The organism is Rhodococcus sp. Leaf278 (assembly GCF_001426085.1).
GTDB lineage: Bacteria > Actinomycetota > Actinomycetes > Mycobacteriales > Mycobacteriaceae > Rhodococcoides.
This window is the reverse complement of record NZ_LMRR01000044.1, coordinates 143,043-160,571: the sequence shown is the minus strand read 5'-3', so window position 1 is coordinate 160,571 and position 17,529 is coordinate 143,043. Positions and strand designations below refer to the sequence as shown.

The window sequence follows — 17,529 nt, the reverse complement described above, 5'->3', positions numbered from 1 at the left end:
GTCCGGTGAGCACACAGAGCAGCAGGAAAGTCACCGCACGAGAGCGGGCGTACAGAGAGCTTCGCCTGCGCATCGTGTCCTTGACGCTCCCCCCGGGTAGCCCGCTGTCGGAGAACGACCTCGCCGAGCAGATGTCTGTGAGCCGCACGCCCGTCCGCGAGAGCTTGATCCTGTTGGCCGAAGAGGGCCTTGTTCAGGTCTTTCCGCAACTCGGCACATTTGTCTCACGCGTCGACACCGAACGTGTTGCCGATGCGCAATTCGTCCGGGAGGCAATAGAAACCGCGTCTTTGAAAGATGCAGTCACGTCTCGCTCGGACCAGGACCTCGCTGCCTTGCGCGCCAATCTGGCAGCGCAGGCCGAGCCCGGGATCGACATGGATCAATTCTTCGAGTTGGACGAGCAATTCCATCAACTGCTCCTCGCAGCGGGAGGACACTCTGCCGCGTGGCGATCCGTCGAATCCGCGAAGGCTCATCTGGACCGAGCACGTCGACTCGGGTTGCGTGACACTCGGCCCATTCCCGACCTGATCGAACAACACACCGCAATAGTCGATGGCCTCGAAGCCCAAGACTTCGAGGCCGCCGCCCGGTCGATGCGTGCGCATCTGCGGGCCGTGTTCGCCGATGTGGAATACATCAAGAGCAAGAGTCCACATCTGTTCTCCAACAGCAACGAGCGCCCGACCCGCAAGGTCGTCTCCAGCTGGGAATGAGTGCGGCTGCACCGCACGACACCGGGTAGCTTGACCACCGTGGCCGAACTCGACGAAGAGCACTCGCGAGCAATGGAATTGGGCGCACGACTGCTGCGAGGTCTACACGACGACCGGAAGAGCTGATACGAATCTACGCAGACCCGGCCGGTCACCCTTTGTGCATATTTGCCGGAGGGTAATTGCGGCCGACTACATTCGGGGACTCGGCCGCGACACATCCACGCCCCTCATCGGAATTCACACCCCCTGCATGCGGTGCGAATACCCAACCGGGGCGTAGATCCCCGACACCCGAACACATCAGCTCCCCACACTGGGAAACCCGACGCCGATCGGAGTCAGAAATCCAAAACCGAGGAGCCAATCCGCCGACAACACTCCCGTCGCGACACATCCACGCCCCTCATCGGAATCCGCACCCCCTGAACGCGGTGCGGATTCCGACAGGGGGCGTAGATCCCGACACCCGAACAGATCAGCTCCCCGCATTCGGAAACCCGACGCCGATCGGAGTCAGAAATTCAGAACCGAGGAGCTGATCCACCGCAACAGGCTCAGCCCAATTGCACCGTTGCCGTCGCGCGGTGACCGAAGATTCGCTTGCCCTCGAATGTCGCACCGATGGACACCACAGCGGTGCGAGTCGCGTCGTCCTTCGACTTGATCTTGCCGCTGAAGACGATCTCGGCCGGCTTGTGCGTGTCCACCGGGATCGGGGTGGTGAAGCGGACGGTGTAGTCCTTGACGGCACCCGGATCGCCGAGCCACTCGCTGATGTATCCGCCGCCGACGCCCATCGTGAGCATGCCGTGCGCCAACACGTTCTCGAGGTCGATCATCTTGGCGAACTTCTCGTCCCAGTGAATCGGGTTCGCATCACCGGCGACGCCTGCGTAGTTGACGAGATCGCCGCGAGTCAGACGAACGGTGCGCGGGGGCAACTCGTCGCCGACGTTCACCTCGTCGAACTTCTGCGTCGGCTGTCCCCGGTACTCCTCGACGATGAGCGGCTCGTGCTGCTGCGGGGTCGAGAGGGTGTCGTGCTCGCTCGCGGCTGCGACTGCTGCGTCCATCGACGCGCCGAACATCACCAGGTTGCGGGCGGCGTCGGCGATGGCCGGATCGATTTCACCGGACCGTCCGACGAGCAGGGTGGTGTAGGTGGTCTGCACCAGTTCGTTCTTCTGGTTGGACACGACGTTCTTGGTGACCATCATGTCTCTGCCCATGACCGTCTTGAAGGAGTCGAGCGAGACGTCGCACGTCAGCTGATCGCCGGCCAAGATGGGCTTCTGGAACACCAATACCTGGTCGGTCTGCAGAATCTGGCTCAGGTCGTAGCCTTCGGCAATGGACTCGAGAAGCTTCTTCTGTGCGAGGGTGCCGACCAAGGACATGAATGTCAAAGGTGCAACCAGAGCACTGTGTCCCAGCGCAGCTGCAGCATCGCCGTCCCAGTGTGCGGGGTGGAAGTCCTGGACCGCGCGGGCGTACTCACGAATCTTCTCGCGACCCACCTCGTAGTAGTCCTCGGTGCGGTAGTGATAACCGACCATGCTCCGCGCGTGCTCCGCCGGGTCGAATGCCTGTTCGTCGCTCGCTACCGCGCCCGACTCCGCTACCTGCTCTGCCACTGTTGACCCACCGTCTCGTCCCCTGCTGTTCATCATTACCCGAGCAACCTACCCAACAACGGCGCTGGTTGGCCAGGCTGGGGCGTTCAAGCAGAACGGTGTCGCGCGGCGTCGTTGTACCCCACTACGCCCACCATCCCGTCCAGCGCCGACAGCCCACCGGCTCGGTTCATCACCCCACGCGGGTGGTGCCGGCGCGACGCAACAGCATCGACGGCCATCAGCGCAGCGCCGTGAGCGGTGAGTGACTCCGGATTCGCGGGCGCGATGACCGGCAACATCAGGTCGCGACGAAACAGCCGACGAAGTGAGGGGAGGTTGGCGCAGCCGCCGACCATCACCAACGCGTTCACGGCACAGGGAGCATCGACGATGACGCTGGCCACCCAATCCTCCAACGAACCGATGCTTCGCTCGAGTACATCGTCGAAGGTGTTGCGCCACAACCGAACTGGTCCACCGACGAACGGTCCGGCAACCTCGGCCACCCGCAACCTGGACAGTTGTTCCCGAGCCGTGCGAATGGCGACCAGCAGATCCGCCCGTGCGCGATCGGACGTCAACTCGTGGGCTCCGAACGTGGAGAGCAGGTATCGCGAAATCTGCTCGTCGCAACCGATGCCGCCGAAGAGCGTGGTGCGCACCGAGCTGAATACCGTGCCGGTGGCCGGGTCTGCGATCGACATCGTGGTGCCGGACGCCCCGATGTCGCAGATCGCGACGGTACGCGCGCCCTCGAGCTGACCCGTACCGCGTAGATACCGCAACTGAGCTCCGAGCTCCGACGCGACGAGCAGGCGATCTGCCTCGTACGTGGAGTACGCCGACGTCCGGCCTCGGGCCCCGGGATCGTCGGGAACGGCCAGGACGATGTCTGTTCGCTCGACCATCTGATCGCGCGACATCGAGTCGAGCAGATCGAGGGCGACCTGTAGATGGTCTCCGGGGTCGAACGAGTGCACGATGTGGGCCGACCGCACCGACTCGTCGATCGCATCGACTGCGACCCCTCGGGCAGTGGCAGAACCCACCGAGACACCAAGGACTGTTCTCATGTTCCCTCGACTCGAATAGCTACTCCGACCTGCTGATAGTAGCCCTCGAACCGCCGTCTGGACAGTAAAACGGCGAACTATGTGAACTTCGAGTTTGTTTTCTGCGATCCGGTGGTTCGCCGACAGGCGTCAGGCGACATGATCGAAGGGATCGCGCCGGTCGGCCAGCAGAGGTCCCCAGTCTTCTCGAGCCGACATCATGGCCGCGCCGGCGACTCCGTTGGCCGAGTCCATCCCGCGAGCGGCGGCAACGATGGAACGGGCCGACTGCACCAGAGACACATCGAAACGGAAGCTGTGCGCCACCAACTCCGCGAACGCATCGTCGGGACTACAGCCACGCAGTGCGATGAGAACACCCACTGCCCTGTCGATCGTCGTGCGGGTCACCACGTCTGATGCGGGATTGTCGGTCATCGGATACTCACCGTCTACTGGTCGATCACCCGATGGTAGCGACGCTCGAGCAGAAGTTCAGGTGTCCAAAAGGAATTCACACACCCGTCATGAAGCCGACTTGTCCGAGAATCAAACCCGCTCGCTCGCAATGGAACCGCGCCGTCGGATCACTCGATCGACGCCACCGTCGAGTCTGCGGCAGGCTCCTCCGGGATGGACGTGGGCTCGGTCTGCGTCGGGACTTCCTCGGTGGGCGAGTCCGTGTCCGGCAACTCGGGTTCGGGCTCGGGTTCCGGCTGCGGCTCCGGTTCGGGCTGCGGCTGCGGTTCGGGCTGTGATTTCGGATTGTCGGTCGGAGTTCGGCCGCCACCCGTCTGTGCACCGTCGGGGACATCGGCCGAGTTGTCGCCGCCACCGACGACTACTCGATCGGGCCTTCCCCCGCCGCCCGAACCACCGGTGCTCGACGCCTCCTCGGCTACCGGAGTCGGAACGAAACTCGCCGATGGTTGCTCGCTCCATTCCCCGACCGCCAGCGGCCCGAACTGGGAGGCCTCGAGGGTCTTCGTATCAGCGGTTGGAGCACTCGGCGCACTCGTTGGTGCACCCGTGGGATCGGCCACCACAGTGACCGACGATGGCAGGTCGACGACGGCGTCGGCGGTGCTCACCGCCGGGCTCTGCTCCGGTCCGTTCGCGGTCATAGCCCAGACCGTCGCACCGCTGAGGGCCGCGAGAACTGCGACACCCAGACCGATCATCGTCAGGCGAGCACCGCGCGGGGTGTCCGACCGATCGCCACCCGAGAAATTCCAGCCGTCGTCGTCACTCACATGCCCGTCGGCCGACGCCTCGCCACTCCGGGCTGCGGGGACAGTCGCGGCACCGAACAGTGCTGCGGCGATCCCCATCGGAGCCTCGGCGTCCAACCGAGGATCTCCGGCATCCACCACAACGACGTCGCGAACGCGGTGTGAAGCCAAGGCGTCGCGAACGATTCCGCAGAGGGCGATGCTGTCGCAGACCACTGCCGAACCCACGATGTGCAGATCGTTCTGAGCCGCCTGCACCCTCATGATTCCGAGCATGGTGGTGACGGCGTCACCGACACCGCCGGGAGCCGATGCAACCGAGACGACGCGGGTGGACACCGGCCCGAGCTCGGGCAGATCGGCCTCGACCAACACAGCCGACACTTCTTCGACACCGACGTGTATGCCTAGCGCTATGGACATAGTGGAGACTCCCCTGAACTCAATTCCGACAGAGAGTACCCCCTCGGAACGGAAAACGGGGAAAAAACTTGTTTTCGGTGATCGAGGGCAGGCGATCAGAACTCCAGCTTGCCGGCTTCCTCTCGGGCCGATTCTGCCGCGTGGCGCTCGCGCTCGAAGAGCAGACCGAACGTGAAACCGTTCTCCCCTGCCGTCGTTCCCGCTCGCGCACCCAGCGTCCGCAGAATGCCCGCCGCGATCACCGCATCCTGATGCTCGCCGAGCACTTCCTGAATCGTTTTGAAGCGCTTGATGTTTGCCTTCGAGACCTTCTTGTCCACCACCGGTGCGACCAGCTCGGCGGCGTACCGGGCACGCTTCGACGCCTTGCGAGCGCGATGCAACGCCTCGTCGTCGGTGCCGCGCACCGCACTCTGCGTTCGATCGATCGCCTTCTTCCCAGCCTTGCGTGCAAGCTTGACCAGCAGGCGATCGTTGACCTCTCCGTCGATCGGCAGCCCCCTCGACCATGCCGACAACTGCGTCAGCAGCGCGCGGTAGCGGTCGCCGTCGAGCTCGGTCATCGCGATGTCGCGGTGCCGAATCTGCTCGGCCAGCAGATCGTTCTCGATACGCGAGGCCACCGGCCCCAGCACCCACTCGGACGGCAGTTCTCGCAGCGCAGCCGAGAACCGCGCGCGCTGCACCTGACGGTCTCGAACCTCACCCAAAAGGCTTGCGTACCAGGATAGTTCGGTCTCGAGTCGAGCCGCGGGCTCATCCTCGAACACGCTCGCGAACACTCGAAGAGTGCTGCGGTACCGCCTGATGGCCACCCGGGTGGAATGAATCGGATCCAACCCCCGGCGTAGATACACATCGCCCGCGACAATTGCCTGCACCTGCTCGTCGAGGTACTCCGTCAACAACCGAACTCCGGCATCGGCCGGCACCTCGCGCACCACGGAGAGCGCCCGATCCAACTTCGACGGGTGCGCCGACGGGCGAGCGCCGGCACCGCGCAACAGCTTTCCGGCCTTCTTCAGAAACGACTCGGAGCCGGCGGGGCCGAGTTCGACCTCGACCTCCCGCCACCGCGGCCCCGTCGCACCGCCGATCAAGACCACCGACACCTCGTCGTCGGCGACCTCCGCAATCACAGCCCCGTCGGCGTCGGACACCGAATGCACGGTTCGGCGCGTCGTCAGGGTCGCGACCGCGGACAACTTCCCACCCATCACGGCACCGCGCAGAACGTCGGCCAGCTCGTCCGGAACCGCGTCGTCGGCACCGCTGCCGAGAGGAAGGCGAATTTCCGTTCGCGCCTTCTCGGCCGGCACCTTCGCATGCCAGCCGTTGTCGGAATCGCCGGTACGCCGCCGCAACGTGATTCCCCGCCGCAACAGATCGTGCCCGACGGTATCGAAGTACTCGCTGATCAGATCGGTCTCGCTCGACGCCAACACCCCGCCGGTGGGCACCAGCGAAGCGAGACTGGGCATTTCGAAGTGTGCATCGACGTCGAATTTGTCTTCGCGCTCGATCTGAATCGACTCCATACGACCATCCTGCCTCGAGCACATGGGGCGACGGCGGCGGAAGTCGCAGACCCATCAGCCTCGCGGCATATCCAGCGTCGGGAACGGAAGACCGAACGTCCTGGTCGTGCGGGTGGTCGTCGGCGGTTGGGTTGTCGTCGTCGGGCGCGGCGTCGTGGTGGTGGCCGGGGGCCGTGTCGTGGTGGGCGGTGCAACCGTCGTAGTCGGAGCCTGCGTGGGCTGCTCCGAAGTGGGCCTGGGAGCCGTCGACTCGTCGTTGTCGGAGGACGCATCGGTCGGGGCCGATGTCCGCCGCGGCGCGGTTGCACGAGCCGGATCGGGCGTCGCGGCCGCATCGGGCGTCGTGGTTGCGGCCGGAACCGACGTCGTGGCAGTGGACACCGGGGACGAGCCGTCCGTGGACGGAGCGATCTCCGCCGTCGTGGTCGCGAGCGGCACAGACGACTGATCTGCAGGCGAACCGGCCGATGCAGGCACCACCGACCGGGAGCGGGCGGTCTGCGAGGAATCCTGCGAGCTGCCGACGGCCGGAGCCGGATCCTCGGTGCCGGTGCGCGCTGCAGCGGAAACGACGGTACCGGCCGCGCACACCGCTACGAGCGCGGCGACCGCGCGTCCGAGATGCCGAGACTTGTTGGCTCTGGTCATCCGCTTGGAGGAGGTATCGCTGTGACGCGGGCGTTTGGAGACCACCGCACCCACAGGGGCAACGGCAGTCATCTCCCGATCGGTGCGTGGCTCGTCCGTCCTCGGCGCGGGCCGCAGGCCCACTGTCCGAGCAATTCCGGCGGCACCGCGGGCCGCCAACAGTTCGGGCTCTTCGGGTACGAATACCGGTATCGACACCGCGTCGAACAGGACCTGCCGAACGATCTGCATGTTGGCACCACCACCCACGGCGACAACGGCGTCGACGCGGATGCCCCGCGCACCGACGGCGTCGAGTACATCGACTGCCATCGACACGGCTCGGTGCACCGAGTCGCCGATGAGCTCGTCGAGAGTGCCACGCCACAGCGTCGCGCGACCGCCGACGAAGGGTCCGAGAACCGAGACGCTGCGCAACAGCGACAGTTCGTGTTTGCCGACTCGAACGTCGTGGACGAGCCGTCGACGGGCCTCGACGGTCAGCGCCTCGGCTGCTCCGAAGGTGGCGATGAGGTGATCGCACAGGACGCGGTCGCAGGCATCACCACCGAGTTCATCGGTGCGAGATGCGGCGAGTACCCGGCCGCTGTGGACATCCACCACGGACACCGACGTGCCGGACGCACCGACGTCGAACAACGCGACGCAGCGTTCCCCGGCCAGCACACCCGTCTCGCGGAGTGCACCCAGCTGGGCACCGAGCTCCGAGACGAGCACCACGCCGTCGGAGAAATCCTGGTCGAAGGCCGTTCTGGGATCGCTCTCACGAAGCGCGAGCACCGGATAGAAGTCTGTGGACGCATGCTCGGAGGCCAGATTGTGCACCGAGGCGACGACGGCGTCCCAGGGATCGGGCGCAAGACCGTTGGGTGCAGGCTGTGACGCCACCGGCTCGTGTACTTCCAGAACGGAACCAGGGCGAGCGTTGTTGCTGATCACGCTACGAACACCGCTCGAACCAAGTGATGCACCGAGTACAGACGCACCGTCAACCGCGGACACAAGAAACCTCGCTCTGGTAGGCCCCAACCCACGTTCGGTCACCAGAGTACCGCTACAACCGGCCATTCGTCATGTTTCGTGGCCGCGAAACAAACCTGGTGGTTAGTCGATGCGCGACTGATTGAAGTTGAGGTACGCCTTGGACGGGGTGGGGCCGCGCTGGCCCTGGTACTTCGACCCGACGGCGTCGCTTCCATAGGGGTTCTCGGCCGGCGACGACAACCGGAAGAGGCACAACTGCCCGATCTTCATTCCCGGCCACAGCGTGATCGGGAGGTTTGCGACGTTGGACAACTCCAACGTGATGTGGCCGCTGAAGCCCGGATCGATGAACCCCGCCGTCGAGTGGGTGAGCAGACCGAGCCGTCCGAGTGAGCTCTTGCCTTCGAGTCGACCGGCCAGATAGTCCGGCAGCGTCGTCAGTTCCAGAGTGGAGCCGAGAACGAATTCGCCCGGATGCAGAACGAAGGGTTCGCCGGCCGCGGGCTCGACCAGAGTCGTCAATTCGTCCTGCTGCAACGCCGGATCGATGTGCGTGTACCGAGTGTTGTTGAACACACGAAACAGCTTGTCGAGCCGTACATCGACGCTCGACGGCTGAACCATCGACGGGTCGAACGGTTCGATCGCCAGGTTGCCCAGGGTCACTTCGGCACGGATGTCACGGTCGGAGAGCAGCACCTCTGCAGGCTACTGGTCCACGACGGCCTCTCGCGACACACCCGAGCCCCGATTCTGACACGTAGCTCTGCAAAAGAAAGACCGGACAATCGAGCGGCACCACCACTCGCATTCGGCCAACTCCTATCGGAAAGACAGACATGACAATTCCATTCGACGTTCCGTCGTATCAAGACGATCGATCTCTGTGCCGCATCGTTGCCGCGACACCCGGAGAGAATCCGGCGTTGTGGGAACAATTCCTCGACGGCGCAGAGGAAAGCTATACGAGACACGGTGTTGCTTCGGCGCTCGAAATGTCGACCATTCGAGACGGCAACACCACCACGATGTTCTTCGCGGCACTCGATACCACCGAAACGATGGTCGGAGGAGTGCGGGTGCAAGGTCCGTATTCCTCCGTGGATCAATCACACGCCCTCGTCGAATTCGACGGGTATCCGACCGGCCGCCGCCGCGTTCACGCCATGCTCGACGAGCGCCTCACACAGGGGGTGGTCGAACTCAAATCGGCATGGGTCGCGCGGGACGCACCCCACGGCCGCGCCGTCACGGCAATGATCGCGGAATCCCCCGCGTACAGCACCGCGCTGCTCGGCGCGCGGTACGCACTGGCCACCGCGGCCTCCCACGTCCGCAAAGCATGGCTCGACACCGGCGCGATCATCGCCACCCAGATCGAACCGATCCCCTATCCCGACGAGAGATACCGAACAGAGGTGTTCTGGTGGGACAGGCAAACTCTCGCGTACGACGCCGAACTGTCCACCTGGCGACGGATGCGTCGCAACACCGTCACGTTGCTCGCACACCGTCGACCGTCCATCGAACTCCCGGAAGCAGTGGCATCATGAACGACGTATGGCAGCCTGTGATATTCGACAAGACGGACGCCGCGCAGCGCGCCGCCCTGACCGAACTCGAACGGAATACGAGCCTGACATTTCTCGACGAGCGCGAGACGCAGAGAAACGGCTTGCGCACCCTCCTTCCCAGGCCTGAGCAGAGCATTCTCGACGAGAACGATCGGTGGGTGTACTACCCGTGGAGGAAAACGGTGGTCGCTGTCCTCGGACCCACAGCATTTCGACACCTCAGACTCGACCGAAACAGGAACAAGATAACCCGTTCCGAACAGGATTCATTGGGAGATCTCACCATCGGAATCATCGGCCTCAGCGTCGGTCATGCGATTGCCCACACGTTGGCGCTCGAAGGAATCTGCGGAACCCTGCGCCTCGCAGATTTCGACGACATCGAGCTCTCCAATCTCAACAGAATTCCGGCATCCATCCTCGATCTCGGTGTCAACAAAGCGGTCGTCGCCGCGAGACGCATTGCAGAAATCGATCCGTATCTGCGCATCGAAATAGTCGAGGACGGAATCACGGAGAACACGATCGACGGGTTCTTCGACGGACTGGACCTGCTCGTCGAGGAATGCGACTCCCTCGATGTCAAGGTCCTCGCTCGCGAAGCAGCCAGATCACGAGGTATCCCGGTGTTGATGGAGACGTCCGACCGTGGGTTGCTCGACGTCGAACGCTTCGACCTCGAACCCGAGCGCCCGGTGTTCCACGGCGTACTCGGACAGATCGACTCGACGAGCCTCCGAGGCCTGGGCACGCGCGACAAGATTCCGATAGTGCTCGACCAGTTGGACGCCGCTTTGCTCTCGCCGCGCATGGCCGCCTCGATGGTGGAGGTGAGCGAGACGATCGAGACGTGGCCGCAGCTGGGCGGCGACGTCCAGCTCGGTGGCGCCACCGTCGCGGCCGCTGTTCGACGCTTCGGCACCGGAGGCCACCTGCCGTCCGGGCGAATCCGAATCGACCTCGACACCCATCTGGATGCGCTCGAGTCTCCGCGTCCGACTCGGGCGGACGACATCTCCTCGGCCGATGATGCAGGCGGTTCGCTGCCCAGTTCCTTCGATACCACCGTCTCCGATCCCACTGTCTCCGATCCCACTGTCTTCGATCCCACTGTCTCCGATCCCGACGAGGCCGTTCTCGACGCTGCCCGACGCGCACCGTCCGGCGGCAACAGTCAGCCGTGGACGCTGTCGACCGACGGACGCACGGTGGCCATAGCCGTCGACCGTTCCCGCACCTCGACACTCGACATCGCTTTCCGCGGCAGCTACGTGGCAGTGGGTGCCGCGGCGTTCAATGCTCGCGTGGCCGCCGCCGCCCAGGGCAGATTTCTCGGCGAGCGCATCACCGACCACGGAGTCGAGATCTCGTTGGGTGACCATGCCCCCGAACCGATCACCGACCGACGCCTCCTCGACGGCGTTGTCGGGCGCTGCACCAATCGGGAGTTGGGCACCGCCGAGCCTCTCGACGCAGGTGTCGCAGCAGACCTCGTTGCTGCGGCCGCGGCGGAAGGTGGGCGAGCCGTGTTGCTGACGGCACGCGATTCCATTTCTGCGGCTGCGGACGTCCTCGCCGATGCGGACCGAATTCGTTATCTCACAACGCATTTGCACGAAGATATGTTCTCCGAGCTGAGGTGGCCGGGAGATTCGGACCCGAATCGAGGCATCGACGTATCGAGCCTCGGGATCGACGATGCGGATCTGTCCAAGCTCGAGATAGTCAAGCGGCCGGACGTCATGGCGCTCGTCGATGCCTGGGACGCCGGCGCGGCGTTGGGGTCCGATATGCGTGATCGGGTGCTGTCGAGTTCGGCATTGGCGGTGATCGTCGTACCCGGATCGACTGCACACCATTACATCCGAGGAGGATTTGCAACGGAGAACGTCTGGGTAACTGCGCATTTGCGCGGCCTGGCCGTACAGCCGGTTTCTCCCGCGTTCCTGTATGCACGCACTCCGGAAGAACATCGAGAGCTGTCGATGCACCGCGGAGAAGCGTTGCAGGAGTTGAACTCGAGGTTCCGCGCGCTCCTCGACATCACCGATATCGAATCGGTGGCGCTGGTGTTGCGGATCGGTTGCGCCCCGAAAACCGGGATATACAGTCGCAGAGTGCCTGTTTCGGCTCTCGGATCGGGGTAGAGTCCGGCAAAGACCAGGGGGAACAGTCCTGCACTGCGTCTGAGAAGAGGCGGGAGCGGGGCACTGGCGCACACACGGACGCTCGAGGTTCTCGTCACCGGCGTCGCAACCGCACTCATGGGAGTCGATGCGGCGACGGTGCACGAGGCGTACGAATCCGTGCTGCGTCAACTGGTGGACCACCTCGGTATCGACTTCAGCTTTCTCAGACACAACGATGTCGAGGCCAGAGCCACCGTGCTGACCGCGGAATGGCCCCCGCGACTGAGCAAGCCCGATCCGGATCCGCTGGCCGTCGTGAAATTCGAAGACGCCGATTCGGTGTTCGCACTGGCCGAAACACTGACCGAACCGGCAGTGTTTCGGCCGGACCCGCAGCAGGAGAGCTATCGCCGACGCGTCGAGCAGGGATCAGGCTTTTCGGAGACGTCGATGGCCGTGGTGCCGCTGCTGCACACAGGACGAACCATCGGCATCCTGGGCTTGATCAAGATCGGCGACCGACCCTGGTCCGAGATAGAGCTCAACGCTCTCACAGCAATTGCGGCGCTGCTCTCCCAACTCCAAGCACGAGTGGTCGCCGAGGAACAACTGCGATTCGCGGCACTACACGACCCGTTGACCTCACTGCCGAACCGCACGGCCCTGGCGCAGCACCTCCGCGAACGACTCGACCCATCCATGCCTGGCCCCGTGGCAGTGCTGCACATCGACCTCGATCGACTCAAAGCACTGAACGACTTTCTCGGGCATCTCGCCGGAGACCACTTCCTCGAAACCATCGCCGACCGATTGCAGAGCTTCGTCGGTGAGTCGGCCGGCATCGTCGCGCGTCTGGGGGGCGACGAATTCGTCGTCGTACTCGCCGGACCGTGCTCGGCCCGCGTGGCGAGACACCACGCCGAAGTCATCGCCGACGCCGTGAATGCACCCGTCACCCTCGGTGTCGAACGGATCAGCCGCAGCGCGAGCGTGGGCATCGCCTTCGGCCAACCCGGCCGGCACACCGCGGAATCACTGCTGCGACAGGCAGATAGAGCAGCATTGGTCGCCAAACGTGCAGGTGGTCACGACATCGCTCTGTTCACCGACGAAATGCATGCCGATTCCGAACTGCGCAACGACGTCGAGATCCACCTGCGCAACGCCATCGCAGGCGACTCGCTGATCCTGCATTTTCAGCCCGAGGTGGACCTCGTCTCGGGACGGATCACCGCAGTCGAAGCTCTGGTTCGATGGCAGCATCCAACCCGTGGACTGCTACCCCCGTCCGCGTTCATCCCGGTCGCAGAGGAAACGAACCTCGCCGGCGAGCTCGGTCGCTGGGTTCTCGAGCACGCCTGCCGCACGCTGAGCGAGTGGCAGCGGGACATTCCCGAACTCGACATCTCGATGCGCGTCAACATATCGCCGGTCCAACTCGTCACCAACGGTTTTGTGGGTGCGGTCGCCAGAGCGCTGGAAGCGTTCTCGATAGCAGGCCCCAAACTCTGCCTGGAAATCACCGAAGTAGCGGTGGTACAGGACCTTTCACGTACTCGCGTGACGCTTCGCGAACTTCGCGAACTGGGCGTGCAAGTAGCGATCGACGATTTCGGCACCGGCTACAGCTCACTGTCGCATCTGAAGGAACTGCCCGTCGACGCGCTCAAGATCGATCGCGCCTTCGTCTCCGAACTCGGCAACGGAACCACCGGCGACCTCGCCATCGTTCAGTCCATCATCGGACTCGCCGACGCGTTCGGGCTCAGCATCATCGCCGAAGGCGTCGAAACGCAGAGCGCCAGAAACACCCTCATAGAACTGGGCTGCACTCGCGCGCAGGGATACCTGTTCTCCAGACCGGTAGCCGCCGAAGACGCTCTGATCCTGCTGCACGGTGTGCGAATCGACGTCTGAGCGCCCTGCTAACCTGAACACCGCAGCACCACGCCGGTGTAGTTCATTGGTAGAACGCGACCTTCCCAAGGTTGAGAGGCGGGTTCGATTCCCGTCACCGGCTCCACGGACCGATCCTCCGGCCTCGCCCTCACCTCGACAACGCCTCCGAACCGAGCGACCATCCTGAGTCACTACATTCACTCCTGAAACAAACCGACCAACGGGTCGATCGGTCTGTACCCTTGCAAAAGACCGATAGCATATGCGAATTCATTCATTGTATTCGCAAGAATTCCTGCATTTCAAAAGAGTCTTCTTCCGCCTTCTTCGGCGTGCTAGAAATCGAATGTCGACTTTCTTTCAACGACATATGACCTGACAGGAATCCCCTCATGCGTTCACTCCTGACCATTGCTGCGGTCACCTTGACGACGATGGCCGTTGCCGTCTCGTCGGCCACCGCAGCCCCGGCCCTCACCGCGCCCCCGCGAACTCAAGGCGGAGCAGGAACCCTTCTCTGGGAAGATCAATTCAACGGATACGGCGGACCCGACCCCTCCAAATGGGGGTTCCAGACCGGTCGATGGGGAGCGAGTTCCGGTGAGCAGCAGTACTATACGAACTCCTGGAACAACGCGAACCAGTTCAACGGAACCCTGAACATCACCGCGCGACGCGAGAACCCGCCGGACGGCAAGGGGGCCCCGAACAACTTCACCAGCGCTCGCGTGGTCAGTATGGGCAAGAAGTCGGCGAGCCCGCCGGTACGCATCGAGGCGTCGATCAAGATGCCGAGCGCGCAGGGCTTGTTGCCCGCATTCTGGACGCTGGGCCTGCAGCCCGGCGGTGAGTATTCGTGGCCCAGTCAAGGCGAAATAGATGCAGTCGAAATTCCCGGTTTGAACGGGCCTTCCTTCAATTTGCACGGACCGTCGAAATGGAATTCGGGCCAGGACGTGAAAGCCGGCGGAGGCATGGGTCCCGTCGGAAACGGGTTTCACACCTACCGCATCGACTGGCTACCGACCAGCATCACGTGGTTCGTCGACGGAATTTCGCGATACTCCCTGACCAAAACGCAGTACGAGGCGAAAGGCGGCAACTGGAAGGCATTCTCGGGTGCCTGGCCGCATTACATCCTGTTGAACGTGGCAGTGGGCAACAACTGGGTCGGCAAGACACCCACCAGCACGCCGTACCCACAGACCATGAGCGTCGACTGGCTTCGCGTGAGTCGCCTCTGACCTGCAGGTAATCCCGATCGATCGAGGGGCCCGGCCGCATCGGCCGGGCCCCTCGTCGTGTGTCCATCGTTTCTGCGCTTTTTGCTCAGTTTTTGTAGCAGAACAATACTTATGACTTTTACGCGCCGGATGGGTCACTCGTAGGGACATCTCACAATTTCGGGAATACCGTCTGTGCATGCGCGGACCACGCCGGAGCCTGATCGCCCTCGTCATCGCCGCTGCCGCGGTCGCCGTCGTCATACCGACCGCACAGGCGGCCCCTCTCATGCCCATTGCGGCTGCGCCCGAACAACCCGATCATGCCGAGGCCATCCGCTACGCGGCGACCAACCGCAACGCTGCCCCGCCCGGATCCAACGACATGACCTGCACACCCACCGCAGAGCACCCCGACCCCGTCGTCCTGGTGCACGGCACCGACTCCACTGCGTACTCCGATTGGGCCGGCTTCTCCCCCGTACTCCGAGCAGCCGGATTCTGCGTGTTCGCCATCAACTACGGTGCCTCTCCCGACGGCACCAGCAACGGTTACGGTGCCATCGAAGACAGTGCGGCACAACTGAAATCGATGACACAATCCATCCTGGACGCGACCGGAGCCGCGGCGGTCGATGTGGTCGGCTACTCCCAGGGTGCTGCGGTCGCACGATACTTCGTCAATCGACTCGGCGGCGATGCCATGGTCCGTCGCTGGGTGGGAATCGCATCGCCGACCTACGGCGGCACCATGTACGGAGCGACCCCCGTCGTGCAGGCCGTGCCCGGTGCAACCACTCTGGTGGCAGGCGAATTCGGACCCGGGTTGACTCAGCTGATGGCTGGATCCGACTTTCTCGATCGCCTCAACGCAGGCGGCGACACCGTGCCCGGCGTCGAGTACACCTCCATCGCCACCAGGGTCGACGAAGTGATTCAGCCGTATACCAATGCGCTACTTCGGGATCCAGGAGCCCGGAACATCGTGGTGCAGGACGTATGTCCCGACACCGAGGTGGCGCACTTCACCTTCACCTACGATCCCACCGCACTGCGCTTGGCACTCAACGCCCTGGATCCGGCGAACGCACGACCCCCGACATGCGTCCCGGTAGCCCTGGGATCCGGAATCCTCGACGTCGTTCTCGCCAGCAATTGATGTCTCAGGTGAGCAGTTGATGCGCTCTGAGCCCGACGTACAGTTCGGCAGCCTGCGCGGGGTCACGAAAATCGCGCCCGGTCAGCTCGGCGATACGGCGTAGCCGATACAGCACCGTATTGCGGTGGTAGTGCAGAGATTCGGCAGCATCCTTGGTCGATCCGCCGCACGAGAACCACGCGTCGAGTGTGGCCAGCAGGCTCTGCCGCTCGGCGCGTGGTAACGCCAGGAGATCGCCGAGGATCTGACGCGAGGCGATGCGACCCGACTTCGGATCGCGGACCAACAACAGCGGAACCGGCACCGAGTCGTATCGCACCGGCGTCGACTCGGCAGCGCTGCACGACCTCGCCAACCGCGCCTGGCCCACGGCGTCCCCGATACCCGAAGGGGACCGAAAGACCGAACTCACCCCCACCCGCCCCGCACACAGTTCACCGAGCGTGACCAGTGCCGAATCGATCTCCGATTCGGTTGCGGCGCAGATCAACCCGACGCTACCGTCCACCTCCGCATCCCACACGGACTCGGTGCCCGCCGCCCGAAGTCGCGCGATCAACCCGTCCACTCCCACCGCCGTGGTCAACGGCTCCTGCGAGACCACCGCGAAGTAACCGTGGTCGGGAATGCGAAATGCTCGCAGCGCATCGGCAGCCGCGGACGGGTTCGCCGTGTGATCGGCGAAGAGCACCCGAATGAGTCGGCCACGGGCCTCGGCACTCTCGCGGGCACGCATGTCTGCGCTCTCCCGATAGGCCTCGGCAGCCTCGTCGGAATACACGTCGACCAGAGCCCACACCTGTGCGGCCATGTCCAGAAGGGCGTGACTCGCTCGGCCGTCCGATCGACGCATCAATTCGTCCCAGACCAACCTGCCACCGAGCCGGAAAGCGTGCAGCAATGCTGCCAGCGGTACGCCCTGCTCGGCCTTGAGCCGGCCTGCAGCCTGTGCCGACTCGAGTCGCATGGGCGCACGACCGGACAGCTTGCCCAGCATCGACGCCAGATTGCTGCGCGCCGCCTCGTGCAGCTGCTCGGGGGTGAGCAGCGTCGATTCGAGATAAGCGTGCTCGGCCCCCAGGATCCGACGCACCAGTTCGCTCGCCAGATCGTCGACGCCGTCGAGCATCGTCGCAGCCAGATCGGTCGGTGACGGATGCACGGTTGCTGACGGATGCAGCTCGGCCTCGGTCGCGGTCATGACAGAACTCTAGCCGCACCGCTGTAAGCCACGCCACACCTCGACTGTGCAGCTGCACAAACAGAGGGACTCGATTGAGAGCGCTGGCCCATAGCGTCGACGCCAGGAATGCGACGACAATCACACTCG

14 protein-coding genes and 1 tRNA gene are annotated in these 17,529 nt (G+C 63.9%); 7 read left to right on the top strand and 8 right to left on the bottom strand.

Annotation, left to right across the window (positions count from 1 at the left end; translation table 11 throughout):
• Positions 1 to 5: 5 nt before the first annotated feature.
• Positions 6 to 719, top strand: a complete 714-nt coding sequence (locus ASG84_RS25120) for a GntR family transcriptional regulator (protein ID WP_057479670.1) — start codon at positions 6 to 8, stop codon at positions 717 to 719.
• Positions 720 to 1,276: 557 nt separating this feature from the next.
• On the opposite strand, the gene ASG84_RS25115 is transcribed toward ASG84_RS25120, so the two are convergent.
• The 7 genes from ASG84_RS25115 to dcd all read right to left on the bottom strand — a co-directional run bounded on the left by ASG84_RS25115 (position 1,277) and on the right by dcd (position 8,914).
• Positions 1,277 to 2,392, bottom strand: coding sequence for a fused (3R)-hydroxyacyl-ACP dehydratase subunits HadA/HadB (locus ASG84_RS25115; protein ID WP_082521208.1), 1,116 nt, complete (start codon positions 2,390 to 2,392; stop codon positions 1,277 to 1,279).
• A gap of 50 nt (positions 2,393 to 2,442) precedes the next feature.
• Entirely contained in the window at positions 2,443 to 3,411 is a 969-nt protein-coding gene (locus tag ASG84_RS25110; RefSeq protein WP_235581840.1) for an Hsp70 family protein, read from the bottom strand.
• Positions 3,412 to 3,540: 129 nt separating this feature from the next.
• Positions 3,541 to 3,828 (bottom strand): ANTAR domain-containing protein, encoded by a 288-nt coding sequence (locus ASG84_RS25105; protein ID WP_057479668.1) that lies wholly within the window; start codon positions 3,826 to 3,828, stop codon positions 3,541 to 3,543.
• A 149-nt stretch (positions 3,829 to 3,977) separates the two neighbouring features.
• Positions 3,978 to 5,045, bottom strand: a complete 1,068-nt coding sequence (locus ASG84_RS28035; protein WP_200936682.1) for a hypothetical protein — start codon at positions 5,043 to 5,045, stop codon at positions 3,978 to 3,980.
• 95 nt (positions 5,046 to 5,140) lie between these two features.
• On the bottom strand, positions 5,141 to 6,583 hold the full coding sequence (locus tag ASG84_RS25095) for a CYTH and CHAD domain-containing protein (protein WP_057479666.1): 1,443 nt from the start codon (positions 6,581 to 6,583) through the stop codon (positions 5,141 to 5,143).
• A gap of 54 nt (positions 6,584 to 6,637) precedes the next feature.
• Positions 6,638 to 8,170 carry an Hsp70 family protein gene (locus tag ASG84_RS25090; RefSeq protein WP_162248371.1) on the bottom strand — a complete coding sequence of 511 codons (1,533 nt, stop codon included), beginning with the start codon at positions 8,168 to 8,170 and terminating at the stop codon, positions 6,638 to 6,640.
• Between the two features lie 165 nt (positions 8,171 to 8,335).
• On the bottom strand, positions 8,336 to 8,914 hold the full coding sequence (dcd, locus tag ASG84_RS25085) for a dCTP deaminase (RefSeq protein ID WP_057479664.1): 579 nt from the start codon (positions 8,912 to 8,914) through the stop codon (positions 8,336 to 8,338).
• 140 nt (positions 8,915 to 9,054) lie between these two features.
• Between dcd and ASG84_RS25080 the strand changes: the two genes are divergently transcribed.
• The 6 genes from ASG84_RS25080 to ASG84_RS25055 all read left to right on the top strand — a co-directional run bounded on the left by ASG84_RS25080 (position 9,055) and on the right by ASG84_RS25055 (position 16,199).
• A complete protein-coding gene (locus ASG84_RS25080) occupies positions 9,055 to 9,768 on the top strand; it encodes a hypothetical protein (protein WP_057479663.1) in 714 nt (237 codons plus the stop codon).
• Complete coding sequence (locus tag ASG84_RS25075) at positions 9,765 to 11,936, top strand: Rv1355c family protein (RefSeq protein ID WP_057479662.1); 2,172 nt, start codon at positions 9,765 to 9,767, stop codon at positions 11,934 to 11,936. The genes ASG84_RS25080 and ASG84_RS25075 overlap by 4 nt, the downstream gene beginning before the upstream one ends.
• 117 nt (positions 11,937 to 12,053) lie before the next feature.
• A complete protein-coding gene (locus ASG84_RS25070) occupies positions 12,054 to 13,835 on the top strand; it encodes a putative bifunctional diguanylate cyclase/phosphodiesterase (protein ID WP_057479661.1) in 1,782 nt (593 codons plus the stop codon).
• 32 nt (positions 13,836 to 13,867) lie between these two features.
• Positions 13,868 to 13,941 (top strand) — tRNA-Gly (locus ASG84_RS25065).
• 268 nt (positions 13,942 to 14,209) lie between these two features.
• Entirely contained in the window at positions 14,210 to 15,061 is an 852-nt protein-coding gene (locus ASG84_RS25060; RefSeq protein ID WP_057479660.1) for a glycoside hydrolase family 16 protein, read from the top strand.
• Positions 15,062 to 15,239: 178 nt separating this feature from the next.
• Positions 15,240 to 16,199 carry an esterase/lipase family protein gene (locus tag ASG84_RS25055; RefSeq protein ID WP_057479659.1) on the top strand — a complete coding sequence of 320 codons (960 nt, stop codon included), beginning with the start codon at positions 15,240 to 15,242 and terminating at the stop codon, positions 16,197 to 16,199.
• A 4-nt stretch (positions 16,200 to 16,203) separates the two neighbouring features.
• On the opposite strand, the gene ASG84_RS25050 is transcribed toward ASG84_RS25055, so the two are convergent.
• The gene (locus ASG84_RS25050) at positions 16,204 to 17,379 is read right to left on the bottom strand and encodes a PucR family transcriptional regulator (RefSeq protein ID WP_156399709.1); all 1,176 of its coding nucleotides are present in this window, start codon (positions 17,377 to 17,379) and stop codon (positions 16,204 to 16,206) included.
• Between the last annotated feature and the right edge of the window lie 150 nt (positions 17,380 to 17,529).

What these genes read in the sequence shown, in the direction of transcription:
- ASG84_RS25055 (WP_057479659.1), top strand. Translation starts at nt 15,240, where the DNA reads ATGCGCGGACCACGCCGGAGCCTGATCGCCCTCGTCATCGCCGCTGCC.
- ASG84_RS25060 (WP_057479660.1), top strand. Translation starts at nt 14,210, where the DNA reads ATGCGTTCACTCCTGACCATTGCTGCGGTCACCTTGACGACGATGGCC.
- ASG84_RS25095 (WP_057479666.1), bottom strand. Translation starts at nt 6,583, where the DNA reads ATGGAGTCGATTCAGATCGAGCGCGAAGACAAATTCGACGTCGATGCA.
- ASG84_RS28035 (WP_200936682.1), bottom strand. Translation starts at nt 5,045, where the DNA reads ATGTCCATAGCGCTAGGCATACACGTCGGTGTCGAAGAAGTGTCGGCT.
- ASG84_RS25110 (WP_235581840.1), bottom strand. Translation starts at nt 3,411, where the DNA reads ATGAGAACAGTCCTTGGTGTCTCGGTGGGTTCTGCCACTGCCCGAGGG.
- ASG84_RS25080 (WP_057479663.1), top strand. Translation starts at nt 9,055, where the DNA reads ATGACAATTCCATTCGACGTTCCGTCGTATCAAGACGATCGATCTCTG.
- ASG84_RS25105 (WP_057479668.1), bottom strand. Translation starts at nt 3,828, where the DNA reads ATGACCGACAATCCCGCATCAGACGTGGTGACCCGCACGACGATCGAC.
- ASG84_RS25115 (WP_082521208.1), bottom strand. Translation starts at nt 2,392, where the DNA reads ATGATGAACAGCAGGGGACGAGACGGTGGGTCAACAGTGGCAGAGCAG.
- ASG84_RS25070 (WP_057479661.1), top strand. Translation starts at nt 12,054, where the DNA reads ATGGGAGTCGATGCGGCGACGGTGCACGAGGCGTACGAATCCGTGCTG.
- ASG84_RS25075 (WP_057479662.1), top strand. Translation starts at nt 9,765, where the DNA reads ATGAACGACGTATGGCAGCCTGTGATATTCGACAAGACGGACGCCGCG.